17 protein-coding genes are annotated in these 19,000 nt (G+C 65.1%); 8 read left to right on the top strand and 9 right to left on the bottom strand.

Annotated elements, in window-relative coordinates; translation table 11 throughout:
- Positions 1-129 precede the first annotated feature (129 nt).
- On the top strand, positions 130-447 hold the full coding sequence (locus tag AB4Y73_RS14900) for a hypothetical protein (protein WP_441872660.1): 318 nt from the start codon (positions 130-132) through the stop codon (positions 445-447).
- On the opposite strand, the gene AB4Y73_RS14895 is transcribed toward AB4Y73_RS14900, so the two are convergent.
- Positions 444-767, bottom strand: a complete 324-nt coding sequence (locus tag AB4Y73_RS14895) for a hypothetical protein (RefSeq protein ID WP_441872659.1) — start codon at positions 765-767, stop codon at positions 444-446. The genes AB4Y73_RS14900 and AB4Y73_RS14895 overlap by 4 nt on opposite strands.
- A 94-nt stretch (positions 768-861) precedes the next feature.
- Between AB4Y73_RS14895 and AB4Y73_RS14890 the strand changes: the two genes are divergently transcribed.
- On the top strand, positions 862-1,359 hold the full coding sequence (locus AB4Y73_RS14890) for a DinB family protein (protein ID WP_441872658.1): 498 nt from the start codon (positions 862-864) through the stop codon (positions 1,357-1,359).
- A 22-nt stretch (positions 1,360-1,381) separates the two neighbouring features.
- Here AB4Y73_RS14890 and AB4Y73_RS14885 read toward each other — a convergent pair whose 3' ends face one another.
- The 3 genes from AB4Y73_RS14885 to AB4Y73_RS14875 form a co-directional block, all read right to left on the bottom strand.
- Entirely contained in the window at positions 1,382-1,849 is a 468-nt protein-coding gene (locus AB4Y73_RS14885) for an SRPBCC family protein (RefSeq protein ID WP_441872657.1), read from the bottom strand.
- A 42-nt stretch (positions 1,850-1,891) separates the two neighbouring features.
- Entirely contained in the window at positions 1,892-3,271 is a 1,380-nt protein-coding gene (locus AB4Y73_RS14880) for an MFS transporter (protein ID WP_441872656.1), read from the bottom strand.
- Between the two features lie 75 nt (positions 3,272-3,346).
- Entirely contained in the window at positions 3,347-3,694 is a 348-nt protein-coding gene (locus AB4Y73_RS14875) for a GNAT family N-acetyltransferase (RefSeq protein WP_441872655.1), read from the bottom strand.
- A 158-nt stretch (positions 3,695-3,852) separates the two neighbouring features.
- Here AB4Y73_RS14875 and AB4Y73_RS14870 point away from each other — a divergent pair, with 158 nt between their 5' ends.
- On the top strand, positions 3,853-4,827 hold the full coding sequence (locus tag AB4Y73_RS14870; RefSeq protein WP_441872654.1) for an aldo/keto reductase: 975 nt from the start codon (positions 3,853-3,855) through the stop codon (positions 4,825-4,827).
- 57 nt (positions 4,828-4,884) lie between these two features.
- Complete coding sequence (locus tag AB4Y73_RS14865; RefSeq protein WP_441872653.1) at positions 4,885-5,229, top strand: DUF6457 domain-containing protein; 345 nt, start codon at positions 4,885-4,887, stop codon at positions 5,227-5,229.
- An 18-nt stretch (positions 5,230-5,247) separates the two neighbouring features.
- Here AB4Y73_RS14865 and AB4Y73_RS14860 read toward each other — a convergent pair whose 3' ends face one another.
- Positions 5,248-7,575, bottom strand: a complete 2,328-nt coding sequence (locus AB4Y73_RS14860) for an FdhF/YdeP family oxidoreductase (RefSeq protein WP_441872652.1) — start codon at positions 7,573-7,575, stop codon at positions 5,248-5,250.
- A gap of 219 nt (positions 7,576-7,794) precedes the next feature.
- On the opposite strand from AB4Y73_RS14860, the gene AB4Y73_RS14855 reads away from it, so the two are divergent.
- The 4 genes from AB4Y73_RS14855 (at position 7,795) to AB4Y73_RS14840 (ending at position 15,760) form a co-directional block, all read left to right on the top strand.
- Positions 7,795-9,498 carry a RecQ family ATP-dependent DNA helicase gene (locus AB4Y73_RS14855; RefSeq protein WP_441872651.1) on the top strand — a complete coding sequence of 568 codons (1,704 nt, stop codon included), beginning with the start codon at positions 7,795-7,797 and terminating at the stop codon, positions 9,496-9,498.
- Positions 9,499-9,535: 37 nt separating this feature from the next.
- Positions 9,536-10,732, top strand: a complete 1,197-nt coding sequence (locus AB4Y73_RS14850; protein ID WP_441872650.1) for a TerC family protein — start codon at positions 9,536-9,538, stop codon at positions 10,730-10,732.
- 87 nt (positions 10,733-10,819) lie between these two features.
- Positions 10,820-14,515, top strand: a complete 3,696-nt coding sequence (locus tag AB4Y73_RS14845) for a TM0106 family RecB-like putative nuclease (RefSeq protein WP_441872649.1) — start codon at positions 10,820-10,822, stop codon at positions 14,513-14,515.
- A 30-nt stretch (positions 14,516-14,545) separates the two neighbouring features.
- A complete protein-coding gene (locus tag AB4Y73_RS14840; protein WP_441872768.1) occupies positions 14,546-15,760 on the top strand; it encodes an MFS transporter in 1,215 nt (404 codons plus the stop codon).
- Here the strand turns inward: AB4Y73_RS14840 and AB4Y73_RS14835 are convergent.
- The 4 genes from AB4Y73_RS14835 to AB4Y73_RS14820 all read right to left on the bottom strand — a co-directional run bounded on the left by AB4Y73_RS14835 (position 15,747) and on the right by AB4Y73_RS14820 (position 18,953).
- The gene (locus AB4Y73_RS14835; RefSeq protein ID WP_441872648.1) at positions 15,747-16,043 is read right to left on the bottom strand and encodes an acylphosphatase; all 297 of its coding nucleotides are present in this window, start codon (positions 16,041-16,043) and stop codon (positions 15,747-15,749) included. The genes AB4Y73_RS14840 and AB4Y73_RS14835 overlap by 14 nt on opposite strands.
- A 5-nt stretch (positions 16,044-16,048) precedes the next feature.
- The gene (locus tag AB4Y73_RS14830) at positions 16,049-16,594 is read right to left on the bottom strand and encodes a YceI family protein (protein WP_441872647.1); all 546 of its coding nucleotides are present in this window, start codon (positions 16,592-16,594) and stop codon (positions 16,049-16,051) included.
- A 132-nt stretch (positions 16,595-16,726) separates the two neighbouring features.
- On the bottom strand, positions 16,727-17,668 hold the full coding sequence (locus AB4Y73_RS14825) for a pullulanase X25 domain-containing protein (RefSeq protein WP_441872646.1): 942 nt from the start codon (positions 17,666-17,668) through the stop codon (positions 16,727-16,729).
- A gap of 235 nt (positions 17,669-17,903) precedes the next feature.
- A complete protein-coding gene (locus AB4Y73_RS14820; RefSeq protein WP_441872645.1) occupies positions 17,904-18,953 on the bottom strand; it encodes an adenosine deaminase in 1,050 nt (349 codons plus the stop codon).
- Positions 18,954-19,000: the final 47 nt, after the last annotated feature.

Below are 19,000 nucleotides of genomic sequence, written 5' to 3'. Positions count from 1 at the left end.
AGGGTCCCCGAAGCTTATGTGGCCATTATCGACCGAACCGGAACAGAGCGACATACCCTAATTTGAGCAGCCTCCCCACAAAGGTTGGAGATGTGTTATGGAGCGGTTGCGCCGCGCGATAATGAAACCATGAGCAACCAGGACCCTGACCTCTGGGAGGAATTCGACAAGGTCAAGCCCGCCCGCCCGGACCGTGTGGCCGGGCGTCCCGGCGGCGAGCCGGTGGGCTTCGGCTTCAGCACGGGAGTGCGCAGCGCAAAGGTTGCCCTCGGGTTCGCCGTGTATGCGCTGGCGCTCGGAACCACACTGGTGATCACCGGCGCCGTCGTTTTCATCGCCCAGCATCAGTGGCTGCTGCTGGGACTGATGGTGCTCATCGAAACCGTGTTCGTCTACGGATTCATCCGGCTGGCCCGCCAGGCGCGAAATAGGCGTTTCCGGCGCTAAGACCTTGCGGCGCGGATCGCACCACGAACCGCGCCGCCGAGGACGGCGATCACCGGGACAAGGCAGACCAAGGTGACAACGGTGTTGGGCCGGAACTCCGCGCGGCCGCCGGCGTTCCCGTATACGCCAAGGGGCAGCACCATGCCACCCCCGCCGCCTCCGGAGGCGCCCTCCCCGGCCTCGCCACCGCCGCCGAATCCGAAGGACACCAGTGCCACCGGGACGATCTCTTCCCCTCCGACGGTAACGGGCTCGCCATACGCCTTGGCAACGCCGACGTTTTTGAAGGTCTCCACAAAGGACGCAAAAGAATTGGACATGGCTCCACGATAGGCGTGCGGCACCCCGACCGCCACGGGTGAGCGCCCGACGTCGGCCGTTGCCTCCGCACCCGGACCTTGCGATACTGCGTGGATGCCCGCTCCCCACACCACTCTCGCCGAGAACGCCATCCGTCAGCCTGCGCGCGCCCAGTTTGAGGCATTCCTGGATGACCACCGGAACATGCTCACCAGCTGCCTGAACGGGCTGACCGAGGAGCAGGCGCGCCGGTCCCTGGTGTCGTCCCGCACCACCCTGCTCGGCCTGGTAAAGCACGCGATCTTCGTGGAGAAAGTCTGGTTCGACGAAGCCGTCACGTGCCGGTCCCGCGCGGAGATCGGTATCCCGGCGGGGCCTGATGAGTCTTTTATCCTCTCAGGCGAGGACACCATCGCCGGTGTCCAGCGGGCCCACCGGGAGGCCTGCGAGGCAGCGCGCCAGGCGACGTCGTCGTTGTCACTCGACGATATGCTCCTCGGGAACCGCCGCGGCCCGCTCCCCCTGCACTGGGTGTACCTGCACGTGCTGCGCGAACTCGCCCAGCACTGCGGGCATGCCGATATTCTGCGTGAACAGATCCTCGACAGCTAGGACCGGGAATCCGCCCACAGGGTCAGGCTTTGCTGGCCGTCGCGGCCGTGGACAGCGCGGCCAGCCCGCGCTCGAAATCGCCGCCCACCATCTTGTCCATGTTGACAACCAGGGCAAAAATCTTGGCCAACCCCTTGTTCTCGCCGGTCATCCGCCACGTGACCCGGGTGCCGCCGTCGGCCGGGGTAAACGTGAACGAGGTGGGGTTCACGGCCTTGAACGGCTTCGTGAATTCGAGCCGTACCTTGACGCTCCCGGGAAAGTCAGACTCAACAATCTCCATGTTTCCGCTGCCGGCTTTGCGGTTGCCACTCCAGGCATAGCGGGCCCCGACACCGGCATCGTTGCCTGCGTAGGAACGGTCCATTTCCGGATCGACGTTCTCCCACGGCGACCATTTTGTCCACTCAAGAAAGCTGTTTACCAGCGGAAAGATTTCTTCCGGCGAGGCAGGAATGAAGGCGCTGCGGGTGACTTCGTAGGATGACATGCGGCCATCATAAGCGCCGACCTCTGGCAATCAGGGCACCAGCTAGTCTTTCCGTTCGCGCCACATCCAAGTCACGGCGAAGGCCGCAGCGGTGAGGATCAGCATGGTTACAGTCATCTGTCCCCAGCTTTCCTGGTCCACGCCGTCGGCGGCGAACACGCCGATCAGGACCGTGGCCGTGATGGCGCCCAGGTAGCGGCAGGTCTGGAAGATTCCGGCAGCAACACCGCGTTCCTGCGGCCGGGTGGAGACGAACATGCCCTGGTTCGAAGCGATGCTCACCGCCCCGAACGGAACACCCATGAGCGCCGTCAGAACCAGGACCAGCGGTATGGCCAGTGAGTGGGTGAGGAGCCACATGAGGGCGGCCACCGCGGCGAGAAGTACGACGCCGGCAATCAGCACCTGCCGGACCCCGAACTTTCCCATCGCCCGGACTGCCCATGGTGTGGCCACTACTGATGCGGCGGCCAGCGGCAACATCAGCAGCCCCACCAGGCCGGGCTCATAGCCCCCCGACTCCTGCAGCAGCTGGGGCAGCCCGAAAAACGCAAAGTAGTAGACGCTGTTGAAAAGGGCGAAGCCCGCGTACACCAGCATCAGCGGCCGGTTCCTGCCGAGGAGCCGCAGGTCCAGGAACGGCGGGCTGAAACGCAGTTCACGCCAGGCAAACAGTGCCGCCGTCACGGTCCCTGCTCCGAGCAGCAGCCACCGGTACCCCGGCGCCACGTCAAGGAGAGCCATCATCACCAGCAGCAGGGAGCTGACAAAGCCGAGGACGCCCGGGATATCTGAATCCCGCACCAGCTCGGCGAAGCTTCCACGTTCCCTCGTCGCATCCGCGGGGGCGGCGCGCCTGACGATCAGCAACGCAGCCAACGCTAACGGAACGTTGATAAGGAACAGCGCCTCCCAGCCCACAAAGCCCACCAGCAGACCACCAATGACCGGTCCTACCGCCGCTGCGGACGTGTTTGCCATCTGGATGTACCCCAAGGGCCGGGACGAACTAAGGGCGGCCGGCCGGGCCGTGCCGGATTGATGGACCATGGTGCCCACCATCACTACCGCGCTGGGATAAGCCGCGGCGGTGCCCAAAGCCATCACGGCCCGGGCCACACAGAGCAAGGCGAAGTTCGGCGAAAAGGGGGCCAGGGCGCAGGTCACGGCCACCAGTGCCATGCCTAGCGTAAACATCCTGCGCGGCCCGAACCTGTCCGCGAGCTTGCCCATCAGCGGCTGGCCCGCAGCGGAGCTGAGGTAGAAGGAGGTGATCACCCACGTGACCGTTGCGACGTCGAGCCCAAAATCCGCGCGCAACACCACCAGTGCCACGGCGATCATGGACGAATTCAACGGGTTCAGCGCCGTGCCCAGGCTCAGGCCGGCGACCGCCAGGCGGGTCCGGGGTTGGTTGCTCAAGATAACAGTCTGCTCTACGGGCTGCTGGAAGCGCGATTTGATGACATGCACCGGCCGGCTCCGCCGGCAAAAACGTCAGGCCCGGGCAGCCAACGCCTTGTCCAGGAACTGCAGATGCGCGGGCGTGATGGCCACGGTGCTTGCCTCATATTCCGGGTGCCCGGTGATGTAGCTCTTGATGAACGGGCACACCGGGACGATCCCCAGCCCCGCAGCAACTGTCTCATCCAGCGCCGCCTTGGCCAGCCTGCCTGCCAATCCCTGCCCCGCGTATTCCTCATTGACCACCGTGTGATAGAAAATTCGCTCAGCCTGGCCATCGCCGTCGTACGCCTTGTACCAGGCTTTCCCGATCACTTTTCCGGCAACCGAAACCTCGAACCGCTCCCGGTCCGGATTGTTGCTGATAGTGATGTCGTTCACGGGGATTCTCCTTCGTTGCGGGCTTCCCTCCAACCCTAACGCTCCTCCGCAATCCTGTTGTGACAGCCGACACAACGCGCCTATAGTGGCCTACGGTGCACCATCCGGCTTGCGGAAAAGCAGGCCGTTGAGCCAGTTCCGCCGCGAAGGAGAACCGTATGGAAAACCGGACGCTTGGACCCTTAACCGTTTCCGCCCTAGGCCTGGGCTGCATGGGCATGAGCGAGTTCTACGGGACCGGTGATGAGCAGGAATCGATCGCCACCATCCACGCCTTCCTCGACGCCGGCGGAACCCTGCTGGACACAGCTGACATGTACGGGCCCTTCACGAATGAAAAACTCGTGGGCGGCTCCATCGCAGGGCGCCGGGACGACGTGGTCCTGGCCACGAAGTTCGGCAACGAACGCCGGGAGGACGGCTCCTGGGTGGGCATCAACGGCCATCCGGACTATGTCCGCGCCGCCTGCGATGCCAGCCTCCAGCGGCTGGGCGTGGACCATATCGATCTTTACTACCAGCACCGGGTGGATAAAACCGTGCCCATCGAGGACACCGTGGGGGCCATGGCCGGCCTGGTCGAAGCGGGGAAGGTCCGCCACCTGGGCTTGTCCGAAGCGTCCGCGGAAACCATCCGACGGGCCCACGCCGTGCATCCGATCACTGCACTGCAGACCGAGTACTCACTGTGGGAACGCGAACCCGAGACCAAGGTCTTTCCGGTGCTCGAGGAACTGGGGATCGGTTTTGTGCCCTACAGCCCGCTGGGCCGCGGCTTCCTGACCGGCCAAATCCGCTCTGCTGATGACTTCGCTGAAGACGACTTCCGCCGGCACTCGCCCCGGTTCCAGGGCGACAACCTTGCGCGCAACCTGAAGCTCGTGGACCGGGTGAAGGAACTGGCCGGCCAGAAGGACTGCACCCCTGCCCAACTCGCCCTCGCCTGGCTGCTGGCCCAGGGCCAGCACATCGTGCCGATCCCCGGCACGAAAAAGCGCGACCGGCTCGCCGAGAACCTGGGCGCGGTGGGGGTCGAGCTCACCGCGGAGGACCTCCGGCTGCTGGATGAACTGGCGCCTGCCGGTGCCACCGCAGGGGCCCGCTACCCCAACATGTCCACCATCGACACCTGAGAGCCGTCTGCTTCCACTCAGCCGTTCCGCGAAACCCGCCCCCACGAAGGAGACCCCATGGCCACGAACGACGACGAAGCTCAGATCCTGGACCAGTGGACCCACAAGCTGACCCAGTCCCTACAGATCCTGGACCTGAAGGTCGACCAGGAGCTGGTCCTTGAGCTGGCCCGGAAGTCCGCAGATTCCGTGACGCACGCAGCAGCCCCGATCACCGCCTTCTTGGTAGGCTACGCCGCCGCGCTCGAGGCCGGCACCGGAAGCGCCGGTTCCAAGGCGGCCTCGACGGCGTCCGTCACCAAAGCAGCCGACGTCGCGTTCAGCCTCTGTGAGGACGCCCGCCAGCAGGGGAATCCCCACCCGGAGCCCGGCGCGAAGGGCTGGACGCACAGCGCCCAGTAGTCAGCCCGCGCTCAGTATTCAGCCGGCGGCCACGTCCGCCGGCACGAATGTTTTGGCTGGCTCCAGCCGGACGATCACTGCCTTGGATACCGGCGTCTGGCTGCCCTCGGCCACGCTGTCCAGCGGAACAAGGACGTTGGCCTCGGGATAATACGCGGCCGCACAGCCCGCCGCAGTGGGGTACGAGACCACCCGGTAGTTGTGCAGTACACGCTCCACGTTGTCCTGGTACACGCCATGAATGTCCACGTGCTGCCCGTCGCTGATCCCCAGCTCGGCGAGGTCCTCCGGGCTGACAAACACCACTTCGCGGCCCTTCTTGATGCCGCGATAGCGGTCGTTATTGCCGTAGATGGTGGTATTGAACTGGTCATGGGAACGCATGCTCTGCAGGATCAGAGTGCCCGCCGGCCGTTCGACGTGTTCGAGCTGGTTGACCGTGAGCATCGCCTTGCCCATGGGGGTGTCGAACTTGCGGGAGTCCCGGGGTCCGTTCGGCAGCACGAAGCCGCCTTTCTGCCGGATCTTCCCGTTGTAGTCCTCGCACCCGGGGACCACCCGGGAGATGTGGTCGCGGATGAGGTCGTAGTTTTTCTCAAACCCGGCCCAGTCAGCGTTGACCCGGTCCCCCACCACCTTCTGCGCCAGCCTGCTGAGGATGGCCACCTCGGACAGCAGCCCGGGCGTCACCGGCGGGACCGCGCCGTGGGAGCCATGGACAGCGCAGACGGTGTCCTCCACGGACACAAACTGCGGCCCGGATTCCTGCAGGTCAATCTCGGTGCGGCCCATGGTGGGCAGGATCAGGGCCTCGGCGCCGGTGACAGTGTGGGAGCGGTTGAGCTTGGTGGAAACCTGGACTGACATTTCCGTTTTTTCCATCGCTGAGATGGCCGCCTGCGTGTCCGAAATGGCTCCCACGAAGTTCCCGCCCATCCCGACGAAAACCTTGATCCCGCCGTCGCGCATTTGCCGGATGGTTTCCACGGCGTCCGCGCCGTGTTCACGCGGCGGTTCAAAGCTGAATTCCTTGCCCAGTGCGTCCAGGAACGAGGGCGGCATCTGCTCCCAGATGCCCATGGTCCGGTCACCTTGGACGTTGCTGTGCCCGCGGATAGGTGAGGCGCCGGCGCCCGGCTTGCCGATGTTGCCACGGAGCAGCAGGAGGTTGATGATCTCCTTGATGGTGGCCACGCCCTTTTTGTGCTGGGTGATGCCCATGGCCCAAGTGATGATCACTTTCTCGGCCTTCAGGTAGCGGTCCGCCAGCTCATCGATTTCCTCGGTCCGCAGCCCGGTAGCCTCCAGGACGGCTGCCTCGTCCAGTTCGGCGAGGTGCGCCTTCAGCTCTTCCAGCCCGTGGCAGTGCTCCGCCAGGAACGCATGGTCCAGCACCGTGCCGGGATTCTTGGCCTCGGCGTCGAGCACACGCTTGGAGACGGCCTGGAGGAGTGCCATGTCGCCGCCGAGCCGGATCTGCAGGAACTGGTCCGCAATCTCGGTTCCGTGGCCGATGATGCCCTTGACCTTCTGCGGATTTTTGTAGCGGCGCAGCCCGGCCTCCGGCAGGGGGTTGACGGCCACAATCTCCCCGCCGGATTCCTTGCATTCCTCCAGGGCGGTCAGCATCCGCGGGTGGTTCGTGCCCGGGTTCTGGCCCATGATGATGATCAGGTCCGCCTTGGCGTAGTCGTCGTAGGAGACCGTGGCTTTTCCGATGCCGATGGTCTGGCCCATCCCCCAGCCGGAGGACTCGTGGCACATGTTGGAGCAGTCCGGCAGGTTGTTGGTGCCGTACGCCCGGACGAACAGCTGGTACAGGAAAGCGGCCTCGTTGGAGGTCCGGCCGCTGGTGTAGAAGGTGGCCTGGTCCGGGCTGGGCAGGGACTTCAGCTTGTCCGCGATGATGGTGAAGGCCCGGTCCCAGCTGACCGGCCGGTAGTGGTCCTCACCTGTGGCTTTGTAGACCGGCGCGGTGAGGCGCCCCTGCATCCCGAGCCAATACTCGGAGCGTTTCCGGAGTTCGCTGACCGGGTTTTCGGTCCAGAATTCGGGGCCGACCAGCACGGGCGTAGCCTCCCAGGTGACCGCTTTGGCACCGTTTTCGCAGAATTCAAAGGTCTTGCGGTGGTCCGGGTCAGGCCACGCGCAGCTCATGCAGTCGAAGCCGTCCTTCTGATTCATCGCCAGAAGGGTCTTCCCGGCCCGGCCCGCGCCCATGTGCGTGATGGCCGGCTCCATGGAGTGATAGACGCCGGGGAAGCCGGCGGCCCAGGACCTGGGGTGGCCGGTAACCTCGATGTCGGCCTCGTTGACCTCTTCGACCTTCGGATTCTTTCGCGCCACGCTGCACTCTCCTTCTTCAAACTGACACCGTCAACACGAAAATATTCAGACTGGTACGGGTTCTTCCACACTTGTTCAGGGGACTCAGGAAGTCAAGGCAAAGCGCGCTGGGAGGGGTGTCCTGTCGGACCGCGGACGACGACGGGTGGCCGCCTCGCGTAGGCTGGTGACCACGGCTGAAGCAAGCGGCCGCAGGACCCACCACCCGGAGCTGCCTTAATGCCCCAGAACCCTGCGCTCAGCGCGCTTGCCTCTTCCGCCTTCTCCCTCCCGACGCTCCGCGACGGCCAGCTCGCCGGCATGTCAGCCCTGGCGGACGGCCGTGACGTCCTGGCCGTCATGCCCACCGGCTATGGCAAGTCCGCGATCTACCAGGTGGCCGCCGTCCACCTCCACCGGGAGACGGGGCACCCCGCCGTCGTGGTTTCACCTTTGATTGCCCTCCAGGAGGACCAGATCACCGGCCTCACCGAGGCATTGGGCGAGGGCTCCGCCGTCGCCATCAACTCCGCCCACAGCGACGCGGAAGTGGACGACGCCTGGCAAAAAGTGGAGTCGGGAGCGGCCGCGTTCCTTTTCCTGGCCCCGGAGCAGCTGGCAAAGAAGGAAACGGTGGAGCGCATCGCCGCCGTCCACCCGGCTCTGATTGTGGTGGATGAAGCACATTGTGTCTCCTCCTGGGGGCACGATTTCCGCCCGGATTACCTCACTCTGGGCGCGGTGCGGGAGCATCTCGGCAACCCGCCCGTGGCAGCGCTGACGGCCACGGCTTCCCCGCCGGTGCGGGAGGAGATTGCGGAACGGCTGGGCATGAAGGACCCGCTGGTCCTCGTTCATGGCTTCGACCGGCCCAACATCATGCTGGATGTGGTCAGGCATCATGAGGAGAAGGAGAAGCGCCGTGCCGTGGTGGAGCAGGTGGTTGCCTTCGTTGACGGAAACGGATCCGGTGTGGATACCCGGCAGCAGGGGCTGCTGTACGCGGCCACCCGCAAGGACACCGAGAAGTACGCCGCCAAACTGGTTGGGCACGGGCTTCGTGCCGAGGCTTACCACGCAGGCCGCTCCGCCGCGGACCGGGAACGTATCCTCGAACTCTTTATGGACGACCAGCTGGATGTGGTGGTGGCAACCACGGCCTTCGGGATGGGGATCGACAAGCCGAACATCCGTTTTGTGATCCACGCCGATATTCCCGCGGCGCTGGATGCCTACTACCAGGAGATCGGCCGGTCCGGACGGGACGGTCAGCCGGCGTCGGCGGTTCTCCACTACCGCGCCGAGGACCTTGGACTGCGGAAGTTCTTCGGCACCCACCATCCGGACCCGGAGGCGCTGCTGGCTGTGCTCAAGGCGCTCCGATCGGCGGACGGGCCCGTCTTCGCCTCGTCACTGGCCGAGCTCACCGGCTTCAAGCCGCGCCATATGACCGGACTGCTGAACCAGTTGCAGGATGCCGGTGCGGTGAGCTCCGGTAAGCGCGGCGTCCGGCTCATCTCTACAGCCAAGCCGGCCGCCCTGGTGCGGCGCGCCGTCGAACTGGCCGAAGCGCGGCAGCGCGTGGACGAATCCCGCCTCCAGATGATGCGCGGCTATGCTGAAACGGATGGCTGCCGGCGCCAGTTCCTGCTGGGGTATTTCGGCGAGGACCTCCCGGAGCCGTGCGGCAACTGCGATTCCTGCGCGGAGGCCCCGCCGCATGGCGCGCCGGAGCCACACGCCGGAAAGCACGACGGCGGCGCTGCGGGTAATGCGGATGATGTTCCGTTCCCGGTCCAATCGCCTGTCACCCACAAAAAGTGGGGTCCCGGGCTGGTGATGCGCTATGAGGACGACGTGATCACCGTCCTGTTTGAGCGGGAAGGCTACAAGACGTTGTCCAGGGAGGCTGTCACGAAGCGGAAGCTCCTCAAACCCGCTTAGGTAGTCTGGAGGAAGACCCACGACGAAAGGCCCCCACGTGGCAGTTTCTCCCCTTGTCTGGACCCTGACCATCGCGGGAATTGTTGGCCTGCTGGCCTTCGATTACTTCTTCCATGTCCGGAAAGCCCACAGCCCGTCGCTGAAGGAATCGGCCATCTGGTCCTCCATCTACGTGGGAATCGCCCTGATCTTTGGCCTTGGCGTGCTGCTGTTTGGCGGCACCACCATGGGCACCGAATACTTTGCCGGCTACGTCACAGAGAAGGCCTTGTCCGTGGACAACCTCTTTGTGTTCCTGATCATCATGGCCAGTTTCAAGGTGCCCCGGGCAGACCAGCAAAAGGTGCTGTTGTTTGGCATTGTATTTTCCCTGCTCGCCCGCACGGCCTTCATCTTCCTGGGCGCGGCGCTGATCAACAGCTTCGCGTGGGTGTTCTACATCTTCGGGCTCATCCTCCTGATCACGGCCGGCAACCTGCTCAAGCCTGATGACCACGACGATGACAGCGAAGGCCTGGTGGTCCGGCTCGCCAAGAAGCTCCTCCCGGCGTCGCAGCACTACGACGGCGACAAGCTGTTCACCATGGAAAACGGCAAGCGCGTCCTCACCCCGATGCTCCTGGTGATGGTGGCGATTGGCGGCACCGACCTCCTGTTTGCGTTGGACTCCATCCCGGCGATCTTCGGGCTAACGCAAAACGTTTTCATCGTCTTCACTGCCACCGCATTCTCACTGATGGGCCTGCGACAGCTATTCTTCCTGATCGACGGGCTCCTGGACCGGCTCATTTTTCTGTCCTACGGGCTTGCGGCGATCCTGGGCTTCATCGGCGTGAAGCTCATTCTGCATGCACTGCACGAGAACAACTTGCCGTTCATCAACGACGGCGAGCCCGTCAATGTGGTGGAAGTCAGCACCGGCGTCTCCCTGACGGTGATCCTGGGAGTCCTGGTGGTCACTATCCTGGCGTCCATCTTCAGTCCCAAGGGCAAGGCCAAGAACGCGGTGTCCGGCGCCAGGCGGCACGCTGTTGAGTACCTTGACCTGAACTACGAAACGGACATTGTGGAGCGGGACCGGATTTTCGCGAAGATGGTCCGCGAGGAAGACCAGATCCGGAAGCTGCCGGAGAAGTACAAGCGGCTGGTCCGCAACGAAACCGAGTTCATGGACCTCCTCCGCAGCGCCCACACAGAGCACGACAAAGCCCAGGTGCGGGCCGCGAACTCCTAATCGGCATGCGTTGTCAGTCCCTCTTGATAGATTCAAAGCGTGGCCAGGGGAAGCCTCCTCCGGCCAGGGAATCAATGGGGAGGCCCCGTGTTTCTGCTCGATCCTGCTATTGAATCGGGAACTCCGGATCTGGTGTTTTCCGCCAGCGATCTCGTGGCCGCCAACGAGTGTGAGTACCGCACGCTCCGCATCCTGGATGAGAAGCTGGGCCGCTCCCCCAAAGCCCAGTTTCCCGAGGATGAGATGCAGCGCCGGGCCGGGAAACTCGGCGACAGGCACGAGGAAAAGGTATTGGCCGGCCTCATCCAGCAGTACGGCAGCTGGGATGCCGGCCGCGGCGCCGGGGTGTACTGCATTGACCGCGGGGACAACACACGCGGGGACCTGCTGGCTAAACAGGCCGAAACCGAACTGGCGCTCCGGGCCGGGGCGGACGTCGTCTTCCAGGCTACGTTCTTCGACGGCGAATTCCTGGGCTACGCGGACTTCATCGTCAATGAGGCGGCCGGGACCGCCAACCCGGGCCGCTACGAAGTATGGGACACCAAACTTGCCCGTCATGCCAAGGTCGGAGCACTCCTGCAACTGGCCGCCTACGGGGACCAACTCATCGGCATGGGCCTGGAACCCTCGCCCCGAGTCACCCTGGTCCTGGGCGCCGTGGTTGACGGCGACTACGTCCGCAGCCACCACTCCCTGCCGGACCTGCTGCCCGTGTTCCGCGAGCGCCGCGACCGCTTCCGTGAGCTGACCGCCGCCCACCGGGAGCAGGACGCGGCCGTGCAGTGGCAGCAAGCCGGCGTCACTTACTGCGGCCGGTGCAACTACTGCGCCGAGCAGGTCCAGGCCCACCGCGACCTCCTCATGGTGGGCGGCATGACCACCGTCCGGCGCAAAAAGCTCATTGCCGAGGGCATCACCACCATCGACGCACTGGCCGGTCTCCCGCCGGGCAAGGCCTCCGGTTCAGTGGTACGGCTCCGAGACCAGGCCCGGATGCAGCTGGGCCGGGATGTACCGGACGGTTCCCGCACCTTCACCAAGGACGGCGAAGAGCACACAGTCGCCTTCAAGGTCCTGCCGGAGAACGCCTTGGCCACCATTCCGGCGCCCAGCCCGGGCGATATTTTCTTCGACTTCGAGGGTGATCCGCTGTGGCAGGATCCGGCCACCAGCCAGTGGGGCCTGGAGTACCTTTTTGGCGTGGTGGAGGCACCTGCCGGGCAGGATGGCGGCGGCGGCAGGCCTGTGTTCCGGCCCTTCTGGGCGCATTCCCGTTCCGGTGAACGGCAGGCGTTCCTGGACTTCCTGGCGTATGTGGAAGAACGCCGCGCTCGGTTTCCGGACATGCACGTCTACCACTACGCCGCGTACGAAAAATCGGCCCTCCGGAACCTGTCCGTGCGGCATCTGGCTGGCGAGGACATTGTGGACAACTGGCTCCGCGAAGGGGTGCTCGTTGACCTCTACGCCACGGCCCGGCATTCGCTCAGGATCTCCGAGCCGTCCTACTCCATCAAGAAACTCGAGCCGCTGTACATGGGAGCCAACCTTCGCTCCGGAGAGGTGAAGGACGCCGGCGCCTCCGTGGTGGCCTACGCCGCCTACTGTGCGGCCCGGGACGGCGGCGACACCGCGGAAGCCGCCCGGATCCTCGCCTCGATCTCCGACTACAACGAGTACGACTGCCTCTCCACCCTCCGTCTGCGGGACTGGTTGCTTGAACTGCGGGGCTCCGCTCCTGGCCCGCTTCGACCCGGGGTCCCTGAGGCTCCCCCTGCTCCTGAGGCTCCCCGGGTTCCCAAAGTTGCTGAAGCGCAGCCCACACCCGGTGAGCTCAGGCTTCAGGAGTACTTGGCCGGCCTCCCGGACACGAGGCCCTGGACGAACGACGAACGGGCCATCGCGATGGTGGCTGCGGCCACCGGGTACCACCGGCGCGAACGCAAGCAGTTCTGGTGGGAACACTTCGACCGCACCGAAGCCGAGATCGACCACTGGTCCGATCACCGCAACGTGTTTGTGGTGGACACGGCGGAAGTAGTCGCGGACTGGGCGATGGCCAAGCCCACCGCGCGCATGCGCACCCGCACGCTCCGGCTGACGGGAACCATGAGCGAGGGCTCCGACTTCAAGCCAGGCAGCACCTGGTGCCGGCTTTATGATTCCCCGCTCCCCGAGGGCTTGGAGGAGTCGTCCGGAACCGCCGGCCGGGGCTTCACCTTCGGCACCCTGGTGACTGCGGTGGAGGACCATCCCCGGATCCCAGGCCAGAGCAGGATCACCATCGAGGAGAAGGAAACCGGCAAAGTCCCGGCGTACCCCCACATCCCGGTGGCCCTCACCGAGGACCAGCCGCTCCGCACTGCCAGCATCGAAGCTGCCCTGGCCGAACTTGCCGAGGACGTGGGTGCCGTTGTTCCCTCCCTCCCCAGGCATCCCGGCGTCGACATCCTCCGCAAGCTCCCGCCACGGTTCCGATCACTCTCCGGCCCGGCCCCTGTCGGAGCCGGCAGCCCCGAAACCGGCAACTCCGGTGCGCCGGATTATGTCACCGCAATCACTGGCTCGCTGCTGGACCTCGATCATTCCTACCTCGCCGTGCAGGGCCCTCCCGGGACGGGCAAAACGTATGTGGGTTCCCACGTCATTGCCAGGCTGGTGCGCCAGGGCTGGAAGGTCGGTGTAGTGGGGCAGTCGCATGCGGTGGTGGAGAACATGCTGTGCACCGCCATCGAATCGGCCGGGGTGGATCCGGGCCGGGTGGCCAAGAAGGTGGTCGGCGACCATGCCGTGCCGTGGCAGCAGAAGAAGGACGACGACGTCGCGGCCCTCCTGGCCTCCCCCGGCGGTGCGCTGGTGGGCGGCACCGCCTGGGCCCTGACCGGCAAGTCGGTCCCCGCCGGATCGCTGGACCTGCTGGTGATCGACGAGGCCGGGCAGTTCTCGCTGGCCAACACCCTGGCCGTGGCCCGCGCCGCCAAGCGCCTCCTGCTCCTGGGCGATCCGCAGCAGCTGCCACAGGTCACCCAGGGCTCGCACCCGGAGCCGGTGGACGAATCGGCCCTGGGCTGGCTCGCCGCCGGTCATGCCACCCTGCCTGAAGAGCTGGGTTACTTCCTGGCCGACAGCTGGCGCATGCATCCAGATCTGTGCCGTGCCGTGTCCGTGCTCAACTACGACGGCAAGCTCGAAGCGGCGCCGGCGGCTTCGCTGCGAAGCCTGGCCGAGCTGCCGGCCGGCGTCGAAACAGTGTTCGTGGCGCATGCCGGGAACACCACGTCCTCCCTGGAAGAGGCGGCCGAAGTGGTCAGGCAGGCGCGACGGCATCTCGGGCTGAAGTGGATTCCGGGGGGCGACAAACCTGCCCGGCCGCTGGCTGCCGAGGATTTGCTGGTGGTGGCCGCGTACAACGCCCAAGTCCAGCTGATCCGGCAGGAACTGCAGCACGCGGGCCTGCCGGATGTCCGGGTGGGCACGGTGGACAAGTTCCAGGGCCAGGAGGCGCCGGTTGTTGTGGTGTCCATGGCATGTTCCGCGGTGGCTGAAGCCCCGCGGGGGGCCGAATTCCTGCTGAACCGGAACCGGATCAACGTGGCAGTTTCGCGTGGGCAATGGCGTGCGGTGATAGTCCGTTCGCCCGAGCTCACCAACTATATGCCGTCCAAACCTGGGGGACTCGAAGAGCTCGGAGCCTTCATCGGCCTCAGCCCGGGCAGCCTGCGCCCAGGCAGCCACCAACGCACCGGGAGCCACCAACCCAGGCAGCCACCAACAAGGTAAGTTCAGTGGGTGACCTCCCAGACCAACAAGATGCCTGTCGGCGCCCTGATCGTCCTCGCTGCCATCGGGTTCACTGCGATCACTACCGAGCTCCTGCCGTCAGGCCTGCTGCCCCAAATCAGCGCTGACTTCAAAGTGTCGGAGGCGACCGCCGGCTACCTCACGGCGGGCTACGCGGCCATCATCGTCGTTACCGTCATCCCGCTGTCCATGGCCCTGTCGCGGATTCCCCGGCACTTCCTGCTCATCGCCCTGATCCTGGCTTTCGCCGCGAGCAATGCGCTGGTGGCGGTGGTCCCGGACTTCGGCGCAGCCATGGGTTCGCGTGTGGTGGGCGGCATCGCCCACGGCCTGCTGTGGTCCGCGATGGCCCCTTTCGTGGCCCGGATTGTCCCCGCCCACAAGGTAGGCAAGGCCCTGGCCGTCGTGTTCAGCGGCAACAGCCTCGGCCTGGCCGTCGGTGCCCCGGTTGGCACTGCCCTTGGCAACCTCCTGGGCTGGCGATCGGCCTTCCTTGTGCTGGCCGCGTCCGGCGTACTGCTCGCCCTGCTCGCCGTGTGGCTACTTCCACCGGTTCGACGAATCCCCGATGCTCCCCGCCCGTCGCTCCGGAAAGCGATTGGCCAGCCCGGTGTGAAAACCATCGCCGTGGGGTGGCCGCTGATGCTGATGGCACACTTCGCCCTGTTCACCTACATTGCCCCGTTCCTGCGCGAGGTCCGGCTCCCCGACTTCAGCATCCCGCTCTCCATCAGCGTCCTGGGCGTTGCCGGCCTGGTGGGCATCTGGATCGCCGGTATCACCGTGGATTCAAGGCCGCGGCGCTGGCACCTCATCACGGTAGCCGGCGTGGTGGTTTCGCTTCTGCTGCTCCCCCTGGTGGGAACCGCCCTGCCCGGGCTTGCGCTGGGGGGCGTGGCGGGGGAAGACCTCGCGCTGCCGGCAACCATGCTCCTGATGCTCGTGTGGGGCACCGGCATCGGCGCCATGGGAATCTATAATCAGTCCGCCATCCTCCGGGCCGGCGGTGAATACCGGGACGCGGCCAACGGCCTGACCGTCCTGACCATCCAGGTGGGCATCACCATCGGAGCGATGTTCGGCGCCGCTGCCTTAACGTTGGCCGGCCCCGGCCTGATCCCGGTGGCGGCCGCCATTCCTGCCATCATCTCGTTTGTGCTCATCCTGACCGGCCGGCGGCACGCCTACCCTCCCGGCCATAGGGAGCGCCTCAGCGGGCCCTGAAATCCCGGAAGGACCCGTCGGCGTCCGAGATCGTTTCTTCCACCCGCTCCACGCGCCCGGGTGCGTTCTCCGACCTCAGCCAGTCCAGCAGTTGCTGCACCTGCTCCTCCTGCCCTTCGGCAACCACCGATACTGAACCGTCGTCGAGGTTCTTCACCACGCCCCGGAGCGCAAGCTCGTCGGCCTTGCCCATAGTCCAGAAACGGAATCCGACCCCCTGGACCACGCCAAAGACGCGGGCAGAGAGCCGGATATCGCCCCGCTGGGGGCTTCCAGTGGTCATGGCATTCAGGCCTGCTTGACCAGCGCTGCTTCGACGTTGATCTTGACCTTGTCACTGACCAGCAGACCGCCCGCTTCCAGCGCGGCGTTCCAGGTCAGGCCGAATTCCTTGCGGCTGATGTCGGTCTCTGCGGAGAAGCCCGCGCGGGTGGCTCCGAACGGGTCAACAGCAACCCCGGTGAATTCGACTTCGAGTTCCACCGGCTTGGTGACGCCGCGAATGGTGAGATCGCCGGTAAGCGTGTAATCCTCGCCGTCGCCTTCCACCGAGGTGGCACGGAACGTCATCTCCGGGAATTGCTCCACGTCAAAGAAATCCGGGCCCTTGACGTGCCCGTCGCGGTTGGCGTCGCCGGATTCGAAGCTGGCGGTTTTGACTGTGGCGTGCAGTGAAGCATCGGCCAGGGACTCGCCAACACGGGCTTCCGCCGAAGCGTCCGTGAAGCGGCCGCGGACCTTGCTGATGCCTGCGTGGCGGACCGTGAAGCCGATCTCGCTGTGGGACATGTCGAGGGTCCAAACGCCTGGTGTCAGGCCTGAGGGAAGGGTCACTTTTGCATCTCCTTGTGTTCGGAAACAGGTGTGGGAACCAGCCATGTACGGCCGGTTCCCACACTGCTTCACTGAGGACCGTTTGTCCAGAGAATGCTTTGCCCGGATAACCGCGGGCAGCAGGTGCAGCTATCAGCTGTTAATGGTGATGTCCCGCGTGCGGTGGTTGTAGCGGATGGTGACAGTGCCGCCGTCGTGGTGCAGCTCGTGGTTGGGACCATCGAACGTACCGAACGCGCCGTAGTTTTCGGTCCACGACCGGTTCAGCGCAATCTTGAAGGTGTAGTAGCCGGCGGGCAGTTCGGTGCTCTTCGTCCACAGCTGCGAGCTGAAGTCGAAGTCCATCTGCGACTCGTCATACTGCGGCGCCCAGTTCTCCGGGGCGCCCAGGAGGGTGTTGAAGTCGCCTGCCACGGCCACGGCTTCGGGCTGCGGGAAGGTTTCCTCATCCGGGCCTTCCAGCGGCTCCGACGCAACGTCCTGAGTCTTGGACTTTGTGGCGGGCGCCTTGCGCGAGCGGACGGCCTTGACCACGGGCTCCACGGCTTCCTCGATCAGCTTCGCGGCCTTGCCCACAGCCTCGGCAGCCTTCTTGGCCGGGGCCTTCTTGGCGGGCGTCTTCTTGGCAGGTGCCTCAGCGGCCGCTGTCTTCGCACCGGCGGTCCTGCTGGCGGCCGCCACCTTGGCGGGTGCCTTCTGAACCGCGGGAGCGGCAGGAACCGGGGTATCGGCCGGAACGGGAGTGCCGGCGTCGAGCGCTGCAGCAAAGGTATCCGCATCGGCGAACGCCACGGTGGCACGCATGCCGTCCTCGGTGATGGTCCAGCCGGAACGGCCCTTGACCAGCCAGCCAGCCTTGACCAGCTTGGCAGTGGCCGAGGTGAGGGTCTTGTGGCCTCGGGGAATGCCGCCGCTGAGCAGCGTCGCCTCGTGATCGGTGAACGGCACGCGGGCGGTGGCTTCCGCCAGGACTTCACCGGCGTTGCGCGCCTCGCCGGTCCACGTGCCCTCTGTCAGGACATCCAAAACGGTCTTGAGTCGAAGGTTGGTGTTTTCTGCGGTGGACGTGGCCATGATTCCCCTTAGTGAAGCGATCTGTCTCTAGGCATCTTGCCAAGACCGTATTAAATCGCACGACTTGAAATGGTTAACTCTGCGTGTCGTGACCGACTATGACGTCGATTACAGCGGAACTGAGGTATGAGTCTCGGCTAGTGGGCTGTTTTCTCAACCCGGGAGCGCTTTTGGGGACCGCCGGTCGTTCCCCCACACGCACGAGTCCCAGTTTACCGACGCCTTTGGGCCGGAGCTAACCGCCGTTCAGCTCGTCAAGAAGCTCAGCTTTCCTTTCTTCGGAAGCAAACGACGAATGGATGGAATTGGCAGCGAGCCGGGAGCGGTCAAAGTCAGACAGCTCAAACACTGCCTGCAGCTGTGCGAAGTTATCGTCCACGTAGCCGCCGAAGTAGGCAGGATCGTCCGAATTCACCGAAACGTTGAGCCCCGCGGCAAGCATCGCCGGCAACGGATGGTCAGCCAGGGTGTCCACGGCCCGGAGCCGGACATTGGACAGGGGGCAGACCGTCAACGGAATCCGCTCGTCCACGAGGCGCTCCACCAGGTCCTGATCCTCCATGCAACGGATGCCGTGGTCAATCCGCTCCACGCCCAGGATGTCCAGCGCTTCGATGATGTACGACGCCGGTCCCTCCTCGCCCGCGTGGGCGGTCAGCCGCAGGCCCGCTTCGCGGGCCTTGGCAAAGAGCCGCTCGAATTTGGCCGGCGGGTTGCCCACCTCGGCCGAGTCCAGGCCGATGGCCGCGATGGGGGCGTTCATGGCCAACAGTCCGTCCAGGACCTCAAGCGCCGATTCCTCGGAAAGGTCGCGCAGGAACGCAGCAATAAGCAGGGTGGAAATTCCGAAGTCCTCCACAGACGTGGCCAGGGCCGAGGCCACACCATTAACGCAGGTTTCCAGGCTGACGCCTCGGGAGATGTGGGCCTGCGGGTCTATCATGATCTCCGCATGCCGTACCCCGGCAGCGGCCGCCCGGGCCAGGTAGGCGCGGGTCATGTCGGCAAAGTCCTGCTCAGTCTGCAGCACCGCCATGTTGGCGTAGTACAGGTTCAGGAAGGACTGCAGGTCGCTGAATTCATACAGCGCCTGCAGCTCCTCAAGGCCCGAATACGGAAGCGTGAGGCCGTTGCGGGCGGCAAGCTCAAAGATCAGCTCGGGCTGCAGCGTGCCCTCAATGTGCAGGTGCAGTTCCGCGAGGGGCAGAAGCTGGGGCGCTACTTCTGCCTCGGGCAGCTCCGTTTCCGGCAGCGGGTCGGTGGCTGTGTCCGGGTAATTGTCCATCGGCTCAGGATATCGCCCGCCGGCCGGTGCACGGCTAGAGTCGAACC

It is taken from the genome of Pseudarthrobacter sp. TAF60_1 (assembly GCF_052113505.1).
Lineage (GTDB): Bacteria > Actinomycetota > Actinomycetes > Actinomycetales > Micrococcaceae > Arthrobacter.
This window is presented reverse-complemented; position numbering and strand designations above follow the sequence as displayed.

What these genes read in the sequence shown, in the direction of transcription:
- AB4Y73_RS14895 (WP_441872659.1), bottom strand. Translation starts at nt 767, where the DNA reads ATGTCCAATTCTTTTGCGTCCTTTGTGGAGACCTTCAAAAACGTCGGC.
- AB4Y73_RS14865 (WP_441872653.1), top strand. Translation starts at nt 4,885, where the DNA reads ATGGCCACGAACGACGACGAAGCTCAGATCCTGGACCAGTGGACCCAC.
- AB4Y73_RS14840 (WP_441872768.1), top strand. Translation starts at nt 14,546, where the DNA reads ATGCCTGTCGGCGCCCTGATCGTCCTCGCTGCCATCGGGTTCACTGCG.
- AB4Y73_RS14825 (WP_441872646.1), bottom strand. Translation starts at nt 17,668, where the DNA reads ATGGCCACGTCCACCGCAGAAAACACCAACCTTCGACTCAAGACCGTT.
- AB4Y73_RS14885 (WP_441872657.1), bottom strand. Translation starts at nt 1,849, where the DNA reads ATGTCATCCTACGAAGTCACCCGCAGCGCCTTCATTCCTGCCTCGCCG.
- AB4Y73_RS14820 (WP_441872645.1), bottom strand. Translation starts at nt 18,953, where the DNA reads ATGGACAATTACCCGGACACAGCCACCGACCCGCTGCCGGAAACGGAG.
- AB4Y73_RS14835 (WP_441872648.1), bottom strand. Translation starts at nt 16,043, where the DNA reads ATGACCACTGGAAGCCCCCAGCGGGGCGATATCCGGCTCTCTGCCCGC.
- AB4Y73_RS14870 (WP_441872654.1), top strand. Translation starts at nt 3,853, where the DNA reads ATGGAAAACCGGACGCTTGGACCCTTAACCGTTTCCGCCCTAGGCCTG.
- AB4Y73_RS14890 (WP_441872658.1), top strand. Translation starts at nt 862, where the DNA reads ATGCCCGCTCCCCACACCACTCTCGCCGAGAACGCCATCCGTCAGCCT.
- AB4Y73_RS14855 (WP_441872651.1), top strand. Translation starts at nt 7,795, where the DNA reads ATGCCCCAGAACCCTGCGCTCAGCGCGCTTGCCTCTTCCGCCTTCTCC.
- AB4Y73_RS14900 (WP_441872660.1), top strand. Translation starts at nt 130, where the DNA reads ATGAGCAACCAGGACCCTGACCTCTGGGAGGAATTCGACAAGGTCAAG.